General features: G+C 63.1%; 11 protein-coding genes and 1 pseudogene. 4 read left to right on the forward strand and 8 right to left on the reverse strand.

The genetic code is table 11. The annotated features are described in order from the left end of the window. Positions 1-79: pseudogene (locus AC3WLP_RS23380) on the forward strand (transcription elongation factor GreAB); the annotation flags it as partial. A gap of 198 nt (positions 80-277) precedes the next feature. Here the strand turns inward: AC3WLP_RS23380 and gdhA are convergent. The 3 genes from gdhA to AC3WLP_RS23395 all read right to left on the reverse strand — a co-directional run bounded on the left by gdhA (position 278) and on the right by AC3WLP_RS23395 (position 4,209). Beyond that, complete coding sequence (gdhA, locus tag AC3WLP_RS23385; RefSeq protein WP_003247498.1) at positions 278-1,618, reverse strand: NADP-specific glutamate dehydrogenase; 1,341 nt, start codon at positions 1,616-1,618, stop codon at positions 278-280. Between the two features lie 222 nt (positions 1,619-1,840). Beyond that, positions 1,841-3,508 carry an energy-dependent translational throttle protein EttA gene (gene ettA, locus AC3WLP_RS23390; RefSeq protein ID WP_010951931.1) on the reverse strand — a complete coding sequence of 556 codons (1,668 nt, stop codon included), beginning with the start codon at positions 3,506-3,508 and terminating at the stop codon, positions 1,841-1,843. 302 nt (positions 3,509-3,810) lie between these two features. After that, positions 3,811-4,209 (reverse strand): hypothetical protein, encoded by a 399-nt coding sequence (locus AC3WLP_RS23395; protein ID WP_088513535.1) that lies wholly within the window; start codon positions 4,207-4,209, stop codon positions 3,811-3,813. Positions 4,210-4,457: 248 nt separating this feature from the next. On the opposite strand from AC3WLP_RS23395, the gene AC3WLP_RS23400 reads away from it, so the two are divergent. From AC3WLP_RS23400 to AC3WLP_RS23410, 3 genes are all read left to right on the forward strand, one after another. Then, positions 4,458-8,288, forward strand: a complete 3,831-nt coding sequence (locus AC3WLP_RS23400; RefSeq protein ID WP_088513536.1) for a sensor domain-containing protein — start codon at positions 4,458-4,460, stop codon at positions 8,286-8,288. Positions 8,289-8,537: 249 nt separating this feature from the next. Beyond that, a complete protein-coding gene (gene glyA, locus AC3WLP_RS23405) occupies positions 8,538-9,791 on the forward strand; it encodes a serine hydroxymethyltransferase (RefSeq protein WP_003247505.1) in 1,254 nt (417 codons plus the stop codon). Between the two features lie 288 nt (positions 9,792-10,079). Then, positions 10,080-11,033 carry an arsenic resistance protein gene (locus AC3WLP_RS23410; protein WP_088513537.1) on the forward strand — a complete coding sequence of 318 codons (954 nt, stop codon included), beginning with the start codon at positions 10,080-10,082 and terminating at the stop codon, positions 11,031-11,033. A 28-nt stretch (positions 11,034-11,061) separates the two neighbouring features. Here the strand turns inward: AC3WLP_RS23410 and AC3WLP_RS23415 are convergent, their stop codons facing one another. The 5 genes from AC3WLP_RS23415 to AC3WLP_RS23435 form a co-directional block, all read right to left on the reverse strand. Continuing rightward, positions 11,062-11,409: a RidA family protein gene (locus AC3WLP_RS23415; RefSeq protein ID WP_256596083.1), complete on the reverse strand. Its 348-nt coding sequence runs from the start codon at positions 11,407-11,409 to the stop codon at positions 11,062-11,064. Between the two features lie 16 nt (positions 11,410-11,425). Continuing rightward, positions 11,426-12,844, reverse strand: a complete 1,419-nt coding sequence (locus tag AC3WLP_RS23420) for an aldehyde dehydrogenase family protein (protein ID WP_088513539.1) — start codon at positions 12,842-12,844, stop codon at positions 11,426-11,428. Positions 12,845-12,856: 12 nt separating this feature from the next. Further along, complete coding sequence (locus tag AC3WLP_RS23425) at positions 12,857-13,900, reverse strand: homoserine dehydrogenase (protein WP_088513540.1); 1,044 nt, start codon at positions 13,898-13,900, stop codon at positions 12,857-12,859. 198 nt (positions 13,901-14,098) lie between these two features. After that, positions 14,099-14,536: an Lrp/AsnC family transcriptional regulator gene (locus AC3WLP_RS23430; RefSeq protein WP_010951921.1), complete on the reverse strand. Its 438-nt coding sequence runs from the start codon at positions 14,534-14,536 to the stop codon at positions 14,099-14,101. Next, entirely contained in the window at positions 14,533-15,921 is a 1,389-nt protein-coding gene (locus AC3WLP_RS23435) for a threonine synthase (RefSeq protein WP_014859426.1), read from the reverse strand. Before AC3WLP_RS23435 ends, AC3WLP_RS23430 begins: the two co-directional genes overlap by 4 nt. Positions 15,922-15,929 lie beyond the last annotated feature (8 nt).

Consider the following 15,929-nt stretch of genomic DNA (forward strand, 5'->3'; position numbering starts at 1 on the left):
GCCGGGGGATGAGGTGGTCTGGCGGCGGCCGGTGGGGGAACAGGTGATAGAGGTGGTTGAGATTCTGGGCGAGGGTTGAGGGCCCTGGGGCTGCTTTGCAGCCCATCGCGACGCAAGGCCGCTCCCACAGGGCCTTGACTGCCTGGTTGTCCAACTTCTCGGGTGCAGTCCAGCCTGTGGAAGCAACTGTCTTGCTCAATTTCTAAAAGCTGGCGCCATCCCTGTGGGAGCGGCCTTGCGTCGCGATGGGCCGCAAAGCGGCCCCTACGGCCTCAGATCAGACCACGCCCTGAGCCAGCATCGCATCGGCCACTTTCACGAAGCCCGCAATGTTCGCCCCCTTGACGTAGTTGATACGGCCATCAGCCTCTTCACCGTAGTGCACGCATGCATGGTGAATCGACTGCATGATGTTGTGCAGCTTGCTGTCCACTTCACCGGCCGTCCACAGCAGGCGCATGGCGTTCTGCGACATTTCCAGGCCCGACACGGCTACGCCGCCCGCATTGGAGGCCTTGCCCGGGGCGTACAGAATGCCGGCGTCCAGGAAGATATCCACAGCCTCGAGGGTAGTCGGCATGTTGGCGCCTTCGGCCACACAGATACAGCCGTTACGCAGCAAGGTGCGGGCATCTTCGGCGCCCAGCTCGTTCTGCGTGGCGCATGGCAGGGCGATGTCGCACGGCAGGCTCCACGGGGTCTGGCCCTTGCGGAACTCCAGGCCGAATTGCCCGGCCAGCTCGCTGATACGTCCACGCTTGACGTTTTTCAGCTCCATCAAGGCGTCCCACTGAGCGTCGGTCAGGCCGGCTTCTGCATACAAGGTACCTTCAGAGTCAGACAGCGAGATCACCTTGCCGCCCAGGTCCATGACCTTACGCGCAGCATACTGGGCGACGTTGCCCGAACCAGACACCGCCACGCGGCGGCCGTCGATACGCTTGTCCTGACGCTTGAGCATTTCTTCGGCGAAGTAAACGCAGCCATAGCCGGTGGCTTCCGGGCGGATCAGGCTGCCGCCATAGGTCATGCCCTTGCCGGTCAACACCGAGGTGAACTGGTTGGCCAGGCGCTTGTACTGCCCGAACATGAAGCCGATTTCGCGGGCACCCACGCCGATGTCACCGGCCGGTACGTCGCAGTCCGCGCCAATGTGTCGATACAGCTCGCTCATGAACGCCTGGCAGAAGCGCATCACTTCGGCGTCGCTCTTGCCTTTCGGGTCAAAGTCCGAGCCGCCCTTGCCGCCACCCATGGGCAGCGAGGTCAGCGAGTTCTTGAACACCTGTTCGAACGCCAGGAACTTCAGCACGCTGAGGTTCACCGACGGGTGGAAGCGCAGCCCGCCCTTGTACGGGCCAATGGCACTGCTCATCTGAATGCGGTAACCGCGGTTGACCTGCACCTTGCCCTGGTCGTCGACCCAGGAGACGCGGAACAGTACGGCGCGCTCGGGCTCGACCATGCGCTCGAGGATGCCGGACTGCAGGTAGTGGGGGTTGGCTTCAAGGAATGGCCACAGGGTGCGCAGCACCTCTTCCACCGCTTGGTGGAATTCCGGCTGGCCTGGGTCACGCTGCTTTAGGCGTGCAAGGAAATTGTCGACAGATTCGATCATGGTAGACATCTCACCAAGAGGATTGGACTTATTGGTTTTTTTCAGAAATGTACCAAGAAGCAATCGCACCGGAATAGGGCGAAATGTCGTTTTTTTGAAATTATTTGGTGCGTTTTATGTAAGTGTATACAAAATACACCTTCGCCTCGCCCTTTATAGCGGTCCGCCAGGCCCAAGAATGGGGCCCCTTGGGGCCCCATTCTTGTGCATCAGAAAACCGGCTTACTGTGCCAGTTTCTTGTGCCGTACACGGTGCGGCTGGGCTGCAGCATCACCCAGACGCTTCTTGCGGTCGGCTTCGTACTCGGTGTAGTTACCTTCGAAGAACACCACGTTCGAGTCATCTTCGTACGCCAGGATGTGAGTAGCCACACGGTCCAGGAACCAACGGTCGTGGGAAATCACGATCGCGGCGCCCGGGAAGTCCAGCAGGGCTTCTTCCAGCGAACGCAAGGTTTCGACGTCGAGGTCGTTGGACGGTTCGTCGAGCAGCAGAACGTTACCGCCTTCCTTCAGGGTCAGGGCCAGGTGCAGGCGGCCACGCTCACCACCGGACAGGTCCTTGACGAACTTCTGCTGATCGCCACCTTTGAAGTTGAAGCGACCAACGTAGGTACGCGAAGGGATCTCGTAGTTGCCGATGCGGATCTGGTCGGAACCGTCGGAGATCTGCTGGAACACGGTCTTCGCGCCGTCCAGGTCCTCGCGGCTCTGGTCCACACAGGCCAACTGCACGGTTTCACCGATCTCGATGCTGCCCGAGTCCGGCTGCTCCTTGCCCATCAACATGCGGAACAGGGTCGACTTACCGGCACCGTTACCACCGATCACGCCCACGATGGCGCCTTTGGGCATGGAGAACGACAGGTTGTCGATCAGCACACGGTCGCCGTAGCCCTTGGTGACGTTCTTGAACTCGATAACCTTGTCACCCAGGCGCGGACCGGCCGGGATGTAGATTTCGTTGGTTTCGCTGCGTTTCTGGAATTCCTGCGACTGCATTTCTTCAAAGCGCTGCAGACGGGCCTTGGACTTGGACTGGCGGGCTTTGGCGCCTTTGCGCACCCACTCCAGTTCCTCTTTCATGGCCTTCTCGTGGGCGCTCTGCTGCTTGGATTCCTGCGCCAGACGCTCCGACTTGGCTTCCAGCCAGCCCGAGTAGTTGCCTTCGTACGGGATGCCGGCGCCGCGGTCCAGCTCCAGGATCCAGCCGGCGACGTTGTCGAGGAAGTAACGGTCGTGGGTAATGGCTACCACGGTGCCCGGGAAGTCGTGCAGGAAGCGCTCCAGCCAAGCCACCGAGTCGGCGTCCAGGTGGTTGGTCGGTTCGTCGAGCAGCAGCATGTCGGGTGCCGACAGCAGGAGGCGGCACAGGGCCACACGGCGTTTCTCACCACCGGACAGGTGTTCGATGCGCGCATCCCAGGCCGGCAGGCGCAGGGCATCGGCAGCGACGTCCAGCTGGCGCTCCAGGTTGTGGCCATCAGCGGCCTGCAGGATGGCTTCCAGCTTGGCCTGCTCGGCGGCCAGCTTGTCGAAGTCGGCATCCGGCTCGGCGTAGGCCGCGTAGACCTCGTCCAGGCGGGCCTGGGCGTCCTTGATTACGCTGACCGCTTCCTCGACCACTTCACGCACGGTCTTGGTTGGGTCCAGTTGCGGTTCCTGTGGCAGGTAACCCACGTTGATGTCGGGCATCGGACGGGCTTCGCCGTCGAATTCCTTGTCGACGCCCGCCATGATCCGCAGCAGGGTCGATTTACCGGCGCCGTTCAGGCCAAGTACGCCAATCTTGGCGCCTGGGAAGAACGACAGGGAAATGTTCTTGAGAATTTCCCGCTTCGGCGGCACGACCTTGCTCAGCCGATGCATGGTGTAGACGTATTGAGCCAAAACCAAGCCCTCTAATCAGATAGGTAAAGACATCGCCGATCGCCCCGGCAGCATGGCCAGGGAGATGTGTATTGGGGGTGTCATTGAACAAAGTCGACCATTCTACGCCAACGCGCGGCGTTGCATAGGAGGGGCCGATGGTGGGGTGTGATCAGTGCGGTCCCTGGGATGAATTCATTGCCTGTGCCGGCCTCTTCGCGGGCATGCCCGCTCCCACAGAGTCACCACAGAGTCTGAAGAATCCACGATTCCTGTGGGAGCGGGCGAGCCCGCGAAAGGGCCGGCACAGCAGCCGAAGAGGCTCAGACGTGACGCTGCTTGGCCTTGCCCCGCGGCAAGCGGCAACGGTCGCCCTGCTCGGCCAGGCGTGCGGCCCAGGCGGACTTCACGCTGAAGCCGCCACTGCGGGCAGGTTGCTGCTCGGCCGCCTTGGCCGGTTTGGCAGGCGCAGTGCTGACCACCTTGGCTGCCGGCTTGGCCGCCGCCACGGCAACAGCCGGCTCTGCTGCCACCTTGGCGGTCTTGCGCAGTTCAGCCAGCGATGGGGCCTTGCTTTTGGCGGCAGCGGCTGCCTCGGGTTTGCCCAGCGAGCGCTGGCAAGACTTGCAGGATACGTCCTCGGTCACGGCAGTGCTGACAAGGGTCTGACTGCTGCGCCCGCAGGCGGAATCGAGGCCATTGGAGGAAAAGTGAGTAACCAAAACCGAACATCTCCGATGCGTTGTCATGTATAGCGGGCGCTATTCTCGCACAGGTTACAGGGGCTTGCCGAACCACCGGGCAGCCACCACCGGTCAACATGGCTGGCACTTCGCCATAATCCGAGGCATGCTAGCCGGTTTCGGGTGTCCGGCCTTATAGTGCGCCACCGCGGTGCGCAAGCCGGGCGCCGGCACGCACCGTGCACGATCATTCCCTGCCATCGCCAGCCCAATCGCAGGATCAACGCTTGACCAACCTTACTCATCCGTCGTCATTGCGTTCCGCCCCACAAGCACCCGCGACCCTCCTGCGCGGGTCGATCAAGGGTGCGCTGGCGCTGCTGGCCCTGATCCTGTTGGGCCTGCTGCTGTGGCAGCTGTTCGCCCAGTTCAATCATACCCAGGCCGAATTGCGCAAACAGAGCCTGGACGCCTCCGCGGAACTGGCCGACCACCTGAGCCTGAACATGGCGCTCAAGGCGCAACAGGCCGTGAACGTGGTGCAACCCTACCCTGATGCACCGACACCTGCCGCCCTGCCCAGCCTGCTCGGTACCCTGCGCGAGCGCCTTCCCGCCCTGCAGAGCGTGGCCTGGCTGGACAACGTCGGGCAGCTACGCGCCGACAGCCTGGCCGGCAGCCCTGACCGCCAGTCGCTTGACGAGTTGCTCGTGCTGAGCCAGGGACGCCCGTACTTCTTCACCAATTCGGCCGACAACCACCTCCTGTACCTGTTGCTGCGCCAGGATGCCGCACAGGGTAGCGGCTACTGGCTACTGCGCCTGTCACCGGACTATTACCGCGAGCTCACCCTCCACCTCGAGGGCAGTGGCCACCCGCAGTGGCTGCTGGAAAACAGCCGCAGCGGCGAGGTGCTGCAGCGCCATGCCGCAGCCGACACCAGCGACGAGCCGCTGCAAAGCGTGATGCTGGCCTTCATCGAAAACAGCACCTGGCAGCTACGCGGTCTGTTCGACGCCAAACTGGCCCGGCAAAAACTATTGCCGGCGCTGTTCGGCAAGTGCCTGCTGGTGCTGTTCTGCGCCCTACTGCCGGTGCTGGCGCTGATCAACATGCGTCGCCGCCAGCGGGCGCTGCAGGAAGACCGCCGGCGTTATCAGGAAATTTTTGAAGGCACCGGCGTTGCCCTGTGCGTGCTCGACCTGTCCAGCCTGCCCGGCCAGCTCGATCGCTACCACCTGCGCAACCGGGCCGCACTCAAGCACAGCCTGGCGCTGGATCCGAACCTGCGCCGCTCGCTGCTGCTGGAACTGAAGATCACCGAGGTCAACCAAGTGGCGCGCCAGCTGCTGAACATCGACTGCCACGAAGGTGCCTGGCAGCGGCTGATCGATGGCACTGGCGACAGCCGAGACAGCGTCGGCATGCAACTGATCGACGCACTGATCGAACAACGCCCGTTGCTGGAGCTGGAAGTGCGCCTGCCGACACCGCAGGGCACCGAGCTGCACCTGTGGCTGATGGCCCGCATGCCGCTGCAGCGCCGTGATTATCAGGCGGTTATCCTCAGCATCAGCGATATCACCAGCCGCAAACAGGTGGAGCTGTCGCTACTGGAGCGCGAAAGCTTCTGGTCGGACGTGGTACGCACCGTACCCGACCAGTTGTATGTGCAGGATGTGCCCAGCCAACGGATGATCTTCAGCAACCGCCACCTCGGCCAGACCCTGGGCTACGACCGCACCGAGCTGGCACAGATGGGCGACCGCTTCTGGGAGCTGCTGCTGCACCCCGAGGACGCCGCACACTACCAGGCACTGCGCCAGCAACAGCGCGACAGCGGTCATGACCAACCGCTGCACTGCCAGCTGCGCTTCCGCCACCGCGACGGAAGCTGGCGCTGCTACGACATCCGCGAGCAAGTGCTGACCCGCAACGCCGAAGGCCTGGTGACGCGCATCATCGGTGTGGGCAAGGATGTGACCGTTCAGATCGAGGCCAGCCAGTCGCTACGTGACAGCGAGCAACGCTACCGCATGCTCGCCGAAAGCATCAGTGACGTGATCTTTTCCACCGACAACCAGCTCAAGCTCAATTATGTCAGCCCCTCGGTACAGAGCGTGCTGGGCTACCAGGCCGACTGGATCTTCGCCAACGGCTGGCAGTCGATCGTCGCCAACCCAGCCCAGCTCACCGGCATCTACAGCCTGATGGAGCGTGTCAGCAAGGCCATGGGCGATCCGGCGCAGATGGCGCAACTGCGCAGCCAGTTACCCACCCAACTGTTCCTGTTCGACTGCCTGCGTGCCGATGGCCGCAAGATCCCGATCGAGCTGCGCCTGGTGCTGGTGTGGGACGATGACCAGCGCTTCGAAGGCGTACTCGGGGTGGGCCGCGACATCAGCCAGCAACGCCGTGCCGAAAAAGACCTGCGCATGGCCGCGACCGTATTCGAACATTCCACGTCGGCGATCCTCATCACCGACCCGGCCGGCTATATCGTCCAGGCCAACGAGGCGTTCAGCCGCGTCAGCGGTTACGCCGTCAGTGAAGTGCTCGACCAATTACCGGGCATGCTCACTGTCGACGAACAGCAGGAAGGCCACCTGCGCTATGTGGTCAAGCAACTGCACCAGCGCGGCAGCTGGGAAGGTGAAGTGTGGCTCAAGCGCCGTGACGGCGACCATTACCCGGCCTGGGTCGGCATCACTGCGGTACTGGACGACGAAGGCGACCTGGCCAGCTACGTGTGCTTCTTCACCGACATCAGCGAACGCAAGGCCAGCGAACAGCGCATCCACCGCCTGGCCTACTACGACGCCCTTACCCACCTGCCCAACCGCACACTGTTCCAGGACCGTTTGTACAATGCCCTGCAGCAGGCCGAGCGGCAGAAGGCCTGGGTGGTGCTGATGTTCCTCGACCTCGACCGCTTCAAACCGATCAACGACTCCCTCGGCCATGCGGCCGGCGACCGCATGCTTAAGGACATGGCCCTGCGCCTGCTGGCCTGCGTGGATGACGACGACACGGTGGCACGCATGGGCGGCGACGAGTTCACCCTGCTGCTGCAGCCGCGCCCCACCCGCGAAATGGCCCTGAACCGCGCCATCCACGTGGCCGAGAACATCCTCGGCAGCCTGGTGCGGCCGTTCGTGCTGGAAAACCGCGAGTTCTTCGTCACCGCCAGCATCGGCATCGCCCTCAGTCCGCAGGATGGCAGTGAGCTGAGCCAACTGATGAAGAACGCCGACACCGCCATGTACCACGCCAAGGAGCGCGGCAAGAACAACTTCCAATTCTACCAGGCCGAAATGAACGCCAGCGCCCTGGAGCGCCTGGAGCTGGAAAGCGACCTGCGCCATGCCATGGAGCAGAACGAGTTCATCCTCTACTACCAGCCGCAGTTCAGCGGCGACGGCAAGCGCCTGACGGGCGCCGAAGCGCTGCTGCGCTGGCGTCACCCGACCCGTGGCCTGGTGCCGCCGGGTGACTTCATCCCGGTGATCGAAGAACTGGGCCTGGTGGTGGACGTGGGCGACTGGGTGCTGCGCGAGGCCAGCCGCCAGCTCAAGGCCTGGCACAAGGCCAAGGTGCGGGTGCCGAAAGTGTCGGTGAATATTTCGGCGCGGCAGTTCTCCGACGGCCAGCTGGGCACGCGGATTGCCAACATTCTGGAAGAAAGCGGCCTGCCGCCGGCGTGCCTGGAACTGGAGTTGACCGAAAGTATCCTGATGCGTGAGGTGAACGAGGCGCTGCAGATTCTTGCCAGCCTGAAAAACCTCGGCCTGAGCATTGCGGTAGACGACTTCGGCACCGGCTACTCGTCGCTCAACTACCTCAAGCAGTTCCCCATCGACGTGCTGAAGATCGACCGTACCTTCGTCGACGGCCTGCCCGAAGGCGAGCAGGACGCGCAGATTGCCCGGGCGATCATCGCCATGGCCCACAGCCTCAACCTGGCAGTCATCGCCGAGGGCGTGGAAACCCACGAACAGCTGGAGTTTCTGCGCGAGCATGGTTGCGACGAGGTGCAGGGCTATCTGTTCGGGCGGCCGATGCCGGCGCATCAGTTCGAGGCGCAATTCTCCAACGAGACCTTGTTCATGTTCCATTGACCCGCACACAAGGTCCCCGTAGGAGCGGGTTTACCCGCGAACACCGGCCAAGCCGGTGCCATCCACCGCGCCGCATTCCTGCATAAAAAAGCGGACTTCCAGGTCAACTCCCGCCCCCGCCCAGCCCAGAAACGGCGCGGGATGCAAGATGAAGCCCATTGGTCTGCGACTTGACGCCACTTCATATGCCAGCCGCGAATCAATCGGTTAGAATGCACACCCAAATTACCCCGATCCTTGAGGACCGCCATGTTCAGCCGTGATTTGACCATTGCCAAGTACGACGCCGAGCTCTTCGAAGCCATGCAGCAAGAAGCTCTGCGCCAGGAAGAGCATATCGAGCTGATCGCTTCGGAAAACTACACCAGCCCGGCAGTCATGGAAGCCCAGGGCTCGGTCCTGACCAACAAGTACGCCGAAGGCTACCCAGGCAAGCGCTACTACGGCGGTTGCGAGTACGTCGACGTCGTCGAGCAACTGGCCATCGACCGTGCCAAGGAGCTGTTCGGCGCCGACTACGCCAACGTACAGCCGCACGCTGGCTCCCAGGCCAACGCTGCCGTCTACCTGGCCCTGCTGTCTGCCGGTGACACCATCCTGGGCATGAGCCTGGCCCACGGTGGCCACCTGACCCACGGTGCTTCGGTAAGCTCCTCGGGCAAGCTGTACAACGCCATCCAGTACGGCATCGACGGCAATGGCCTGATCGACTACGACGAAGTCGAGCGCCTGGCTGTCGAGCACAAGCCCAAGATGATCGTTGCCGGCTTCTCGGCCTACTCGCAGGTTCTGGACTTCGCCCGCTTCCGCGCCATCGCCGACAAGGTCGGTGCCTACCTGTTCGTCGACATGGCCCACGTTGCCGGCCTGGTTGCCGCTGGTGTGTACCCGAACCCTGTTCCGTTCGCCGACGTGGTCACCACCACCACCCACAAGACCCTGCGCGGCCCGCGCGGTGGCCTGATCCTGGCCCGTGCCAACGCCGACATCGAGAAGAAGCTGAACTCCGCCGTCTTCCCGGGCGCCCAGGGCGGCCCGCTGGAGCACGTCATCGCGGCCAAGGCCATCTGCTTCAAGGAAGCCCTGCAGCCAGAGTTCAAGGCTTACCAGCAGCAGGTCGTGAAGAACGCCCAGGCCATGGCCAGCGTGTTCATCGAGCGCGGTTTCGACGTGGTTTCCGGTGGCACCCAGAACCACCTGTTCCTGCTGTCGCTGATCAAGCAGGAAATCTCCGGTAAGGATGCTGACGCCGCACTGGGCAAAGCTTTCATCACCGTCAACAAGAACTCGGTACCGAACGACCCGCGTTCGCCGTTCGTCACCTCGGGCCTGCGTTTCGGCACCCCAGCCGTGACCACCCGTGGTTTCAAGGAAGCCGAGTGCAAGGAACTGGCCGGCTGGATCTGCGACATCCTGGCCGACCTGAACAACGAAGCGGTGATCGACGCCGTCCGTGAGAAGGTCAAGGCCATCTGCAAGAAGCTGCCGGTTTACGGCAACTGATTGGCGCTTGCCTGAAGTGAAAAAGCCCGGCCCAGTGCCGGGCTTTTTCGTTTGATTTCGTTTGTTTCACACGCACTGCTGCTCTTTGGAGGAGCAACTGTCTTGCTCAATTTGTAAAAGCTGGCGCGATCCCTGTGGGAGCGGCCTTGCGTCGCGATAGGGCCGCGCAGCGGCCCCAGGATCGCGGCATCATGCATAGATTGCAGGGGCCGCTTTGCGGCCCTATCGCGACGCAAGGCCGCTCCCACAAAGACCGCGTTCCCAGTTGATCACCGCACAGGCCACACCTTGACCAGAGAACAACTCGAGACCCACCAGATCCCGATCTACTTCGCTGCCGTGCTCGCAGCCGTTGCCTTCGGCTTGATGGCCAGCCACAGCGCACGGCATCTGGAAGCCCTGATCACTCCCGCCATCGCCGTGTTGATGTACGCGATGTTCCTGCAAATACCCTTCCTCGACCTGCGCCAGGGCCTGGGTAACCGCCGCTTCATCACGGCCCTGCTACTGGCCAATTTCATGCTCGTTCCGCTGCTTGTCTGGGCCATCACCCGCGGGCTGGTGGAACACCCGGCGATCCTCGTCGGTGCCTTGTTGGTGCTGCTTACGCCCTGCATCGACTACGTGGTGGTGTTCACCCACATTGGCAAAGGCGACTCACGCCTGACACTGGCCGCAACCCCCCTGTTATTGCTGGCGCAACTGGTGCTGCTGCCGGTGTACCTGGCCCTGATGCTGGGTGGCAGCCGCCATGTGGCAATCTCCATCACCCCGTTCGTGGAAGCCTTCGTGCTGTTGATCGTGTTGCCGATGGCCCTCGCGGTGCTCACCAGCGCCGGTGCCCGGCGCTCGCGCGCAATCGCAACGTGGAACGACGCCTGGGCATGGTTGCCGGTGCCGGCGATGGCCTTGGTGCTGATGGTGGTGATCGCTTCGCAGATTGTCGTGGTACTGCATGATTTCGACCGTTTGCTGCCGGTGGTTCCGGTATACATCGGTTTCATGCTGCTGGCGCCGGCGCTCGGCTTCATCTGTGCGCGCCTGCTGCGCCTGCCGGCCAGCGAGGCACGCTCGGTGACGTTCAGCGCAGCCACGCGCAACTCGCTGGTGGTGCTGCCGCTGGCGCTGGCGTTGCCAGAAGAGATGCGCGGGTTGGCGGCGGCAGCCGTGATCACGCAAACCCTGGTAGAGCTGGTGAGCGAACTGATCTATGTACGGGCGGTACCACGGTTTGTGCGTTGACCCGTGGTACTCGTCATAGAGAAAAGGACTATTCGGGGCACACAGCGAACACCTGCACCTCTACCAGGTAGCCAGCCCCCAGGGCGGCGCCCACGCAGGCCCGCACCGGTTTTGCACAGCCTTGCAACCAGGCGTCGTACACTTCGTTGACCAGGTCGAAGTGGCGGTAGTCGGCAAGCCACATCTGAACCCGCGTCAGCTGCGCCTTGCCGACGTTGGCCTGCACCATCAGGCCGTCGATCACGCTCAGCGCCTGACGCAACTGCCCCTGCACATCCTGTTGCAGGTCATCGGCCACGATGCCTGCCGTTTCGAACAGGCCCCTGTAACTGACCGCCAGTGACATCCGCGCGCTTGATCCGTAGCGAGTGATCATCGAGGTACCCTCCCCCTCAACCCATCTGGTTGAAGCAGACGACTTTGGGTTGGGTCATGTCCTCGTAGGCGAACCGTACCCCCTCACGCCCAAGACTCCCATACTTGGCACCACCAAATGGCATGGCATCGAAGCGGTAGTCGGAAGAGTCGTTGATCATTACACCGCCGGCCTCGATACGCCGGGCCAGGCTCAACGCCAGCGACAGGTCACGGGTGAACACACCGGCATGCAAGCTGTACTCCGGGGCATTGGCCAGCGCTATCGCCTGCTCGACAGTCTCGAAGGGCGCCAGCATCACCACCGGCGCAAAAACCTCCTCGAGCCACAGCCGGCTGACGGGGTCAACGCTTTCGAGCACTGTCGGCGCATAGACCGCCCCCTGACGCTGGTGGCCACAGAGCAGGCGGGCACCGCCCTCAAGCGCCTGGTTGACGCGTGCTTCGATCTGCCGTGCAGCCGCTTCGGTGATCATCGGCCCCATATCGGTTTCGCGCCGACCCGGATCGCCCCAGACCATCGCCTGGGTCAATGCCACAAAGCGTGCACGAAACGCCTCGTAGATCGAGGCATCCACGAGAATGCGCTGGGTGCCGATGCAGTTCTGCCCGGCCGCCCAGAACGCGCCCGACACACACGATTCGACCGTGGCTTCAAGGTCGCAGTCCTTGAGCACCAGCACCGGGGCATTGCCGCCAAGGTCCATGGCAAGTTTTTTCAAGCCAGCCCCGTGCGCAATCTGTTCGCCCGTCGCGAAACCGCCCGTAAAGGAAACCATGCGCACCTCACGCACAGCCACCAGCGCCTTGCCCAGTTCGGCGCCCCCTGTGGCTACGGTGACGACGGCCTCCGGCAACCCTGCCTCCACCAGGTACTGCACCAGTTTCAGGGCAGAAAGAGGGGCCAGTTCCGAGGGTTTCAGAATGACCGCATTGCCCCCTGCAAGTGCTGGCCCCAGCTTGTGCGCCACCAGGTTGAGCGGGTCGTTGTACGGGGTAATGGCCAGGATCAACCCCAACGGCTCGCGGGTGAACCAGCCCTGACGCGATTCGGAGCCTTCATAGGCATCGAAAGGCACCACCTCACCGGCGTTGCGCCGCGCCTCTTCGGCAGACAGCTTGAGCGTGTTGATGCAGCGTTTGACCTCTTTTTCGGCCTGACGCAGGGTCTTGCCCGCTTCATCGACGATCAGGCCGGCAAAGTCTGCCGCATCCCGTTCAATGAGCTGAGCGGCGTGCTCCAGAATAGCGGCCCGGCGGTGCCGGGGCAGCGCCGCACTTTCACGCATACCCTGTCGGGCACGGGCGAGCAAGGCAGGCACCGCTTCTGCACCGAGGTTGTCGACGCTGCCAACCAGGCTGCCATCGAAGGGGTTGTAGACATCGATCAAGGCGGGTTGCTGAACAAGCGCCCGCGATACGGAAGTCAGGCTCATGAACGTTGCTCCTCAGGCCGAATGGCCGGCGGTGTGAATGGCGACAATGTCCGACAGCAGGGCAAAAGCCGTTTCAATGCGCCCCGCCCCCGGGCCGGACACGGTTACAGCCCCCAGCAACTCGGTGTCGAACGCCAGCGCATTGGTGGCGCCTGAAATACCCGCCAAGGGGTGATGGCCAGGCAGCAGCTTCGCTTCGACGCTGGCTCGCACCGAACCATCGGCTTCACGGCGGGCACTGCCGATCAGCTTCCAGCGTTCGCCCGCCGCCCGTGCCCGCTCGATAGCTGCGCTGTCGATGGCACTGATACCGCTGCAGGCCACATCACCCACCTGCAGACAGGCGCCGAGCAACTCATTGGCGAGGATCACCACCTTCAGGCGTACGTCATGGCCTTCCACATCGGCGGTCGGGTCAGCCTCGGCAAAGCCAAGCGCTTGTGCCTGGGCCACCGCCTCGTTGAAGCCAAGCCCTTCCTCCATGCGCGTGAGCACATAGTTAGAGGTACCGTTGAGAATGCCCTCGAAACCTACCAAGCCCGCGCCCGCCAGGGTCTGGCGCGCCATGCGCAGCACCGGTGTGCCGCTCATTACGGCGCCTTCGTATTCGAACGATACATTGTTGGCCTTGGCCAAGGCCTTGAGCGCCCGGGCATGCAAGGCAATCGGCCCCTTGTTGGTGGTGACCACGTGCTTGCCCGCCTCCAGCGCCCAGCGGCAGAAGGTTGCCGCCGGCTCACCGTCCTTGGGGTTGGTGAATGTGGCCTCGGCGATGATGTCGGCGCCTGATTGCTTGATCACCGCCTCATTGAACGCCTCGGCCGAACCTTGAGGGATTTGCGCCAGTGCGCCCTTCTGAGCCGGCAGCGCGGCCAGCATGGCGGCATCCAGGCCGTCGCGGTCGATCACCGACCCCAGGAACAAGTCGGTGACACCAACGATTTTCAGGCCAAAGCCCAACTCGTGCTGCCAGCGCGCATTGCGTTCGGCGATCAGTTGGGCAAGCGCGCGGTTAACGCCACCAAAGCCAACGAGTGCAATTTTGTATTCGGTCATGGTTTGCTGTCCTGTCCAGGCAGTGGGTCGATGAGGACTAGCGTAAGAGCCGTGCACTGCCAGTTGAATATGGCAATCCGCTGTATTTATTGGCCAATCTGGCCAGTGCAAAGCGCGCACCTGCGCCAGGGCAAAACGCACAACGCCGCCTGGGCGCGAACCCAGGCGGCGTTGTGCTAGCCGATGCAAAGACGCGGTTCAGACCACCGCGGCCAGGACGAACGAAGTCACCGTGTTCTCCACCCCGGGCATGGCAGCGATTTCCTTCCACACATGGTGCACCCGCTCCGGGCTGGAGGCCTCGACGCGCAACATCAGGTCGAACTCGCCGCTGAGCACTTCACACTGGATCACCTCAGGGATCTGGCGCAGCGCATCGAGTACCGCCTCACCGCGCATGCGGTCATAGCGGTAGACGAAGATCACCGCGTTGATCAACGACGCCGGTCGTCTGCCCTCACCGATGCGCAGGGTATAACCCTGAATGGCGCCGTCGCGCTCCAGCCGCTCGATGCGCTGGCGTACCGCATTGCGCGACAGGTTCACCTTCAACCCCAACTCGGCGTGGGCAATACGCGCATTGGCGGTGAGCTCGGCGAGAATGCGCTCGTCCAGGGGGTCGAGGATGCGCTTCATCGCCCAGCCTGCAACCGGGCCAACAAGGCATGAACACCGGCCAGGTCGTCAGGTGCCAACAGCGGCCCATCGCCCGCTGTGCCGACCGCACCGGCGGGCACCTCACCGTGCCAGGCCCCCAGCTCCGCCAGCAGCCCGGCAGACTTTTCGGGGGCAAACTGCCCCAGCGTGACGATGGGCGCACCGATGTTGCGCCGGTGCAGGCGCCCGGCGAATACCCCTGTCGCGGCATGAGGGTCTACTGCGCTGCCCGTTTCGTGGAACAGCGTGACAATTTCTTCGCGAATCAGCACGTCGTCCACGGCATAGGAGTCGAACAGCATGCGCGCATGCAACCACTGGCGGTTGCCGATGCTCAGCTCACCACACGCCTCGAAGTGCTCCATCAGTGCCCGGGTCGCCCCGCCATCGCGGTCATACAGTTCCCAGACGAAGCGCTCCAGGTTGGAGAACAGCGAAAAGTCCATGACCGGTGACAAGGTCTGGCTGGTTGAACCACGGCTGTAGCGGTTGCAGTGGATGAACCGGTGCAGGGCATCGTTGCGGTTGGTGGAGACGATGATCTGGTTGATCGGCAGGCCCATTTTCTGGGCAATGAACCCCGCGTAGATCTCGGCAAAACTGGCCGTGGGGATGCTGAACCCGACCGGGCGTATCCCGCCACCGAGCTGCAGCGCCGCATGGAAATAGAACACGATCTGCGCCAGCACACCGACCCAGTTGGTGGAGTTGAAGCTGACCGGAATCAGCCCGGGGCATGGCCAGTCACGCAGCAGCGCCGACACCAGCGACTGGCAATCGTCAAAGCTGCCATCCACGGCCACACAGCTTACGCTGTCGGACGCGGCGCTGCGCATCACTGCCGCGCGGTCGGCGGGCGTGCCTGCGCTGGGGTATAGCGCCAGCAAGCCTGCTGCCGGGCAATGCCGCAACGCTTCGATAGCCGCTACTGCGGTATCGCCGTTGCTGGCACCGACCAGCATGACCCGCTCGCACTCCGCCCCCAGAAAGTGCCGGACAAAACGCGCCTGCAACTGCGCGGCAAAGTCCTTGGAGGACCGGGTAGGCCCATGGAAAAGCTGCAGGATCCATTCGTTATGGCCAAGCTGCTGCAACGGCGCAATGCCGCGGTGGCGGAACCCGCGATAGCTGTCGCTGACCAGCGCCCTGAGGGTAGGCTCGTCGAGGGTATCGCCGACAAACGGTGCCATTACCCGCCAGGCCAGTTCGTCGAAGGGCAACCACGACCAGCTGGCAATTTCCTGTGGGCTGAACACCGGCACCGAGGTGGGCACATAAAGCCCGCCATCGTCGGCCAGGCCAGAAAGCAATGCCGTGCGGAAATCGACCCGTGTCTCGTTGCCGCGCGTGGATGTGTACTGCATCGGTGCTC

It is taken from the genome of Pseudomonas sp. FW305-E2, assembly GCF_058782925.1.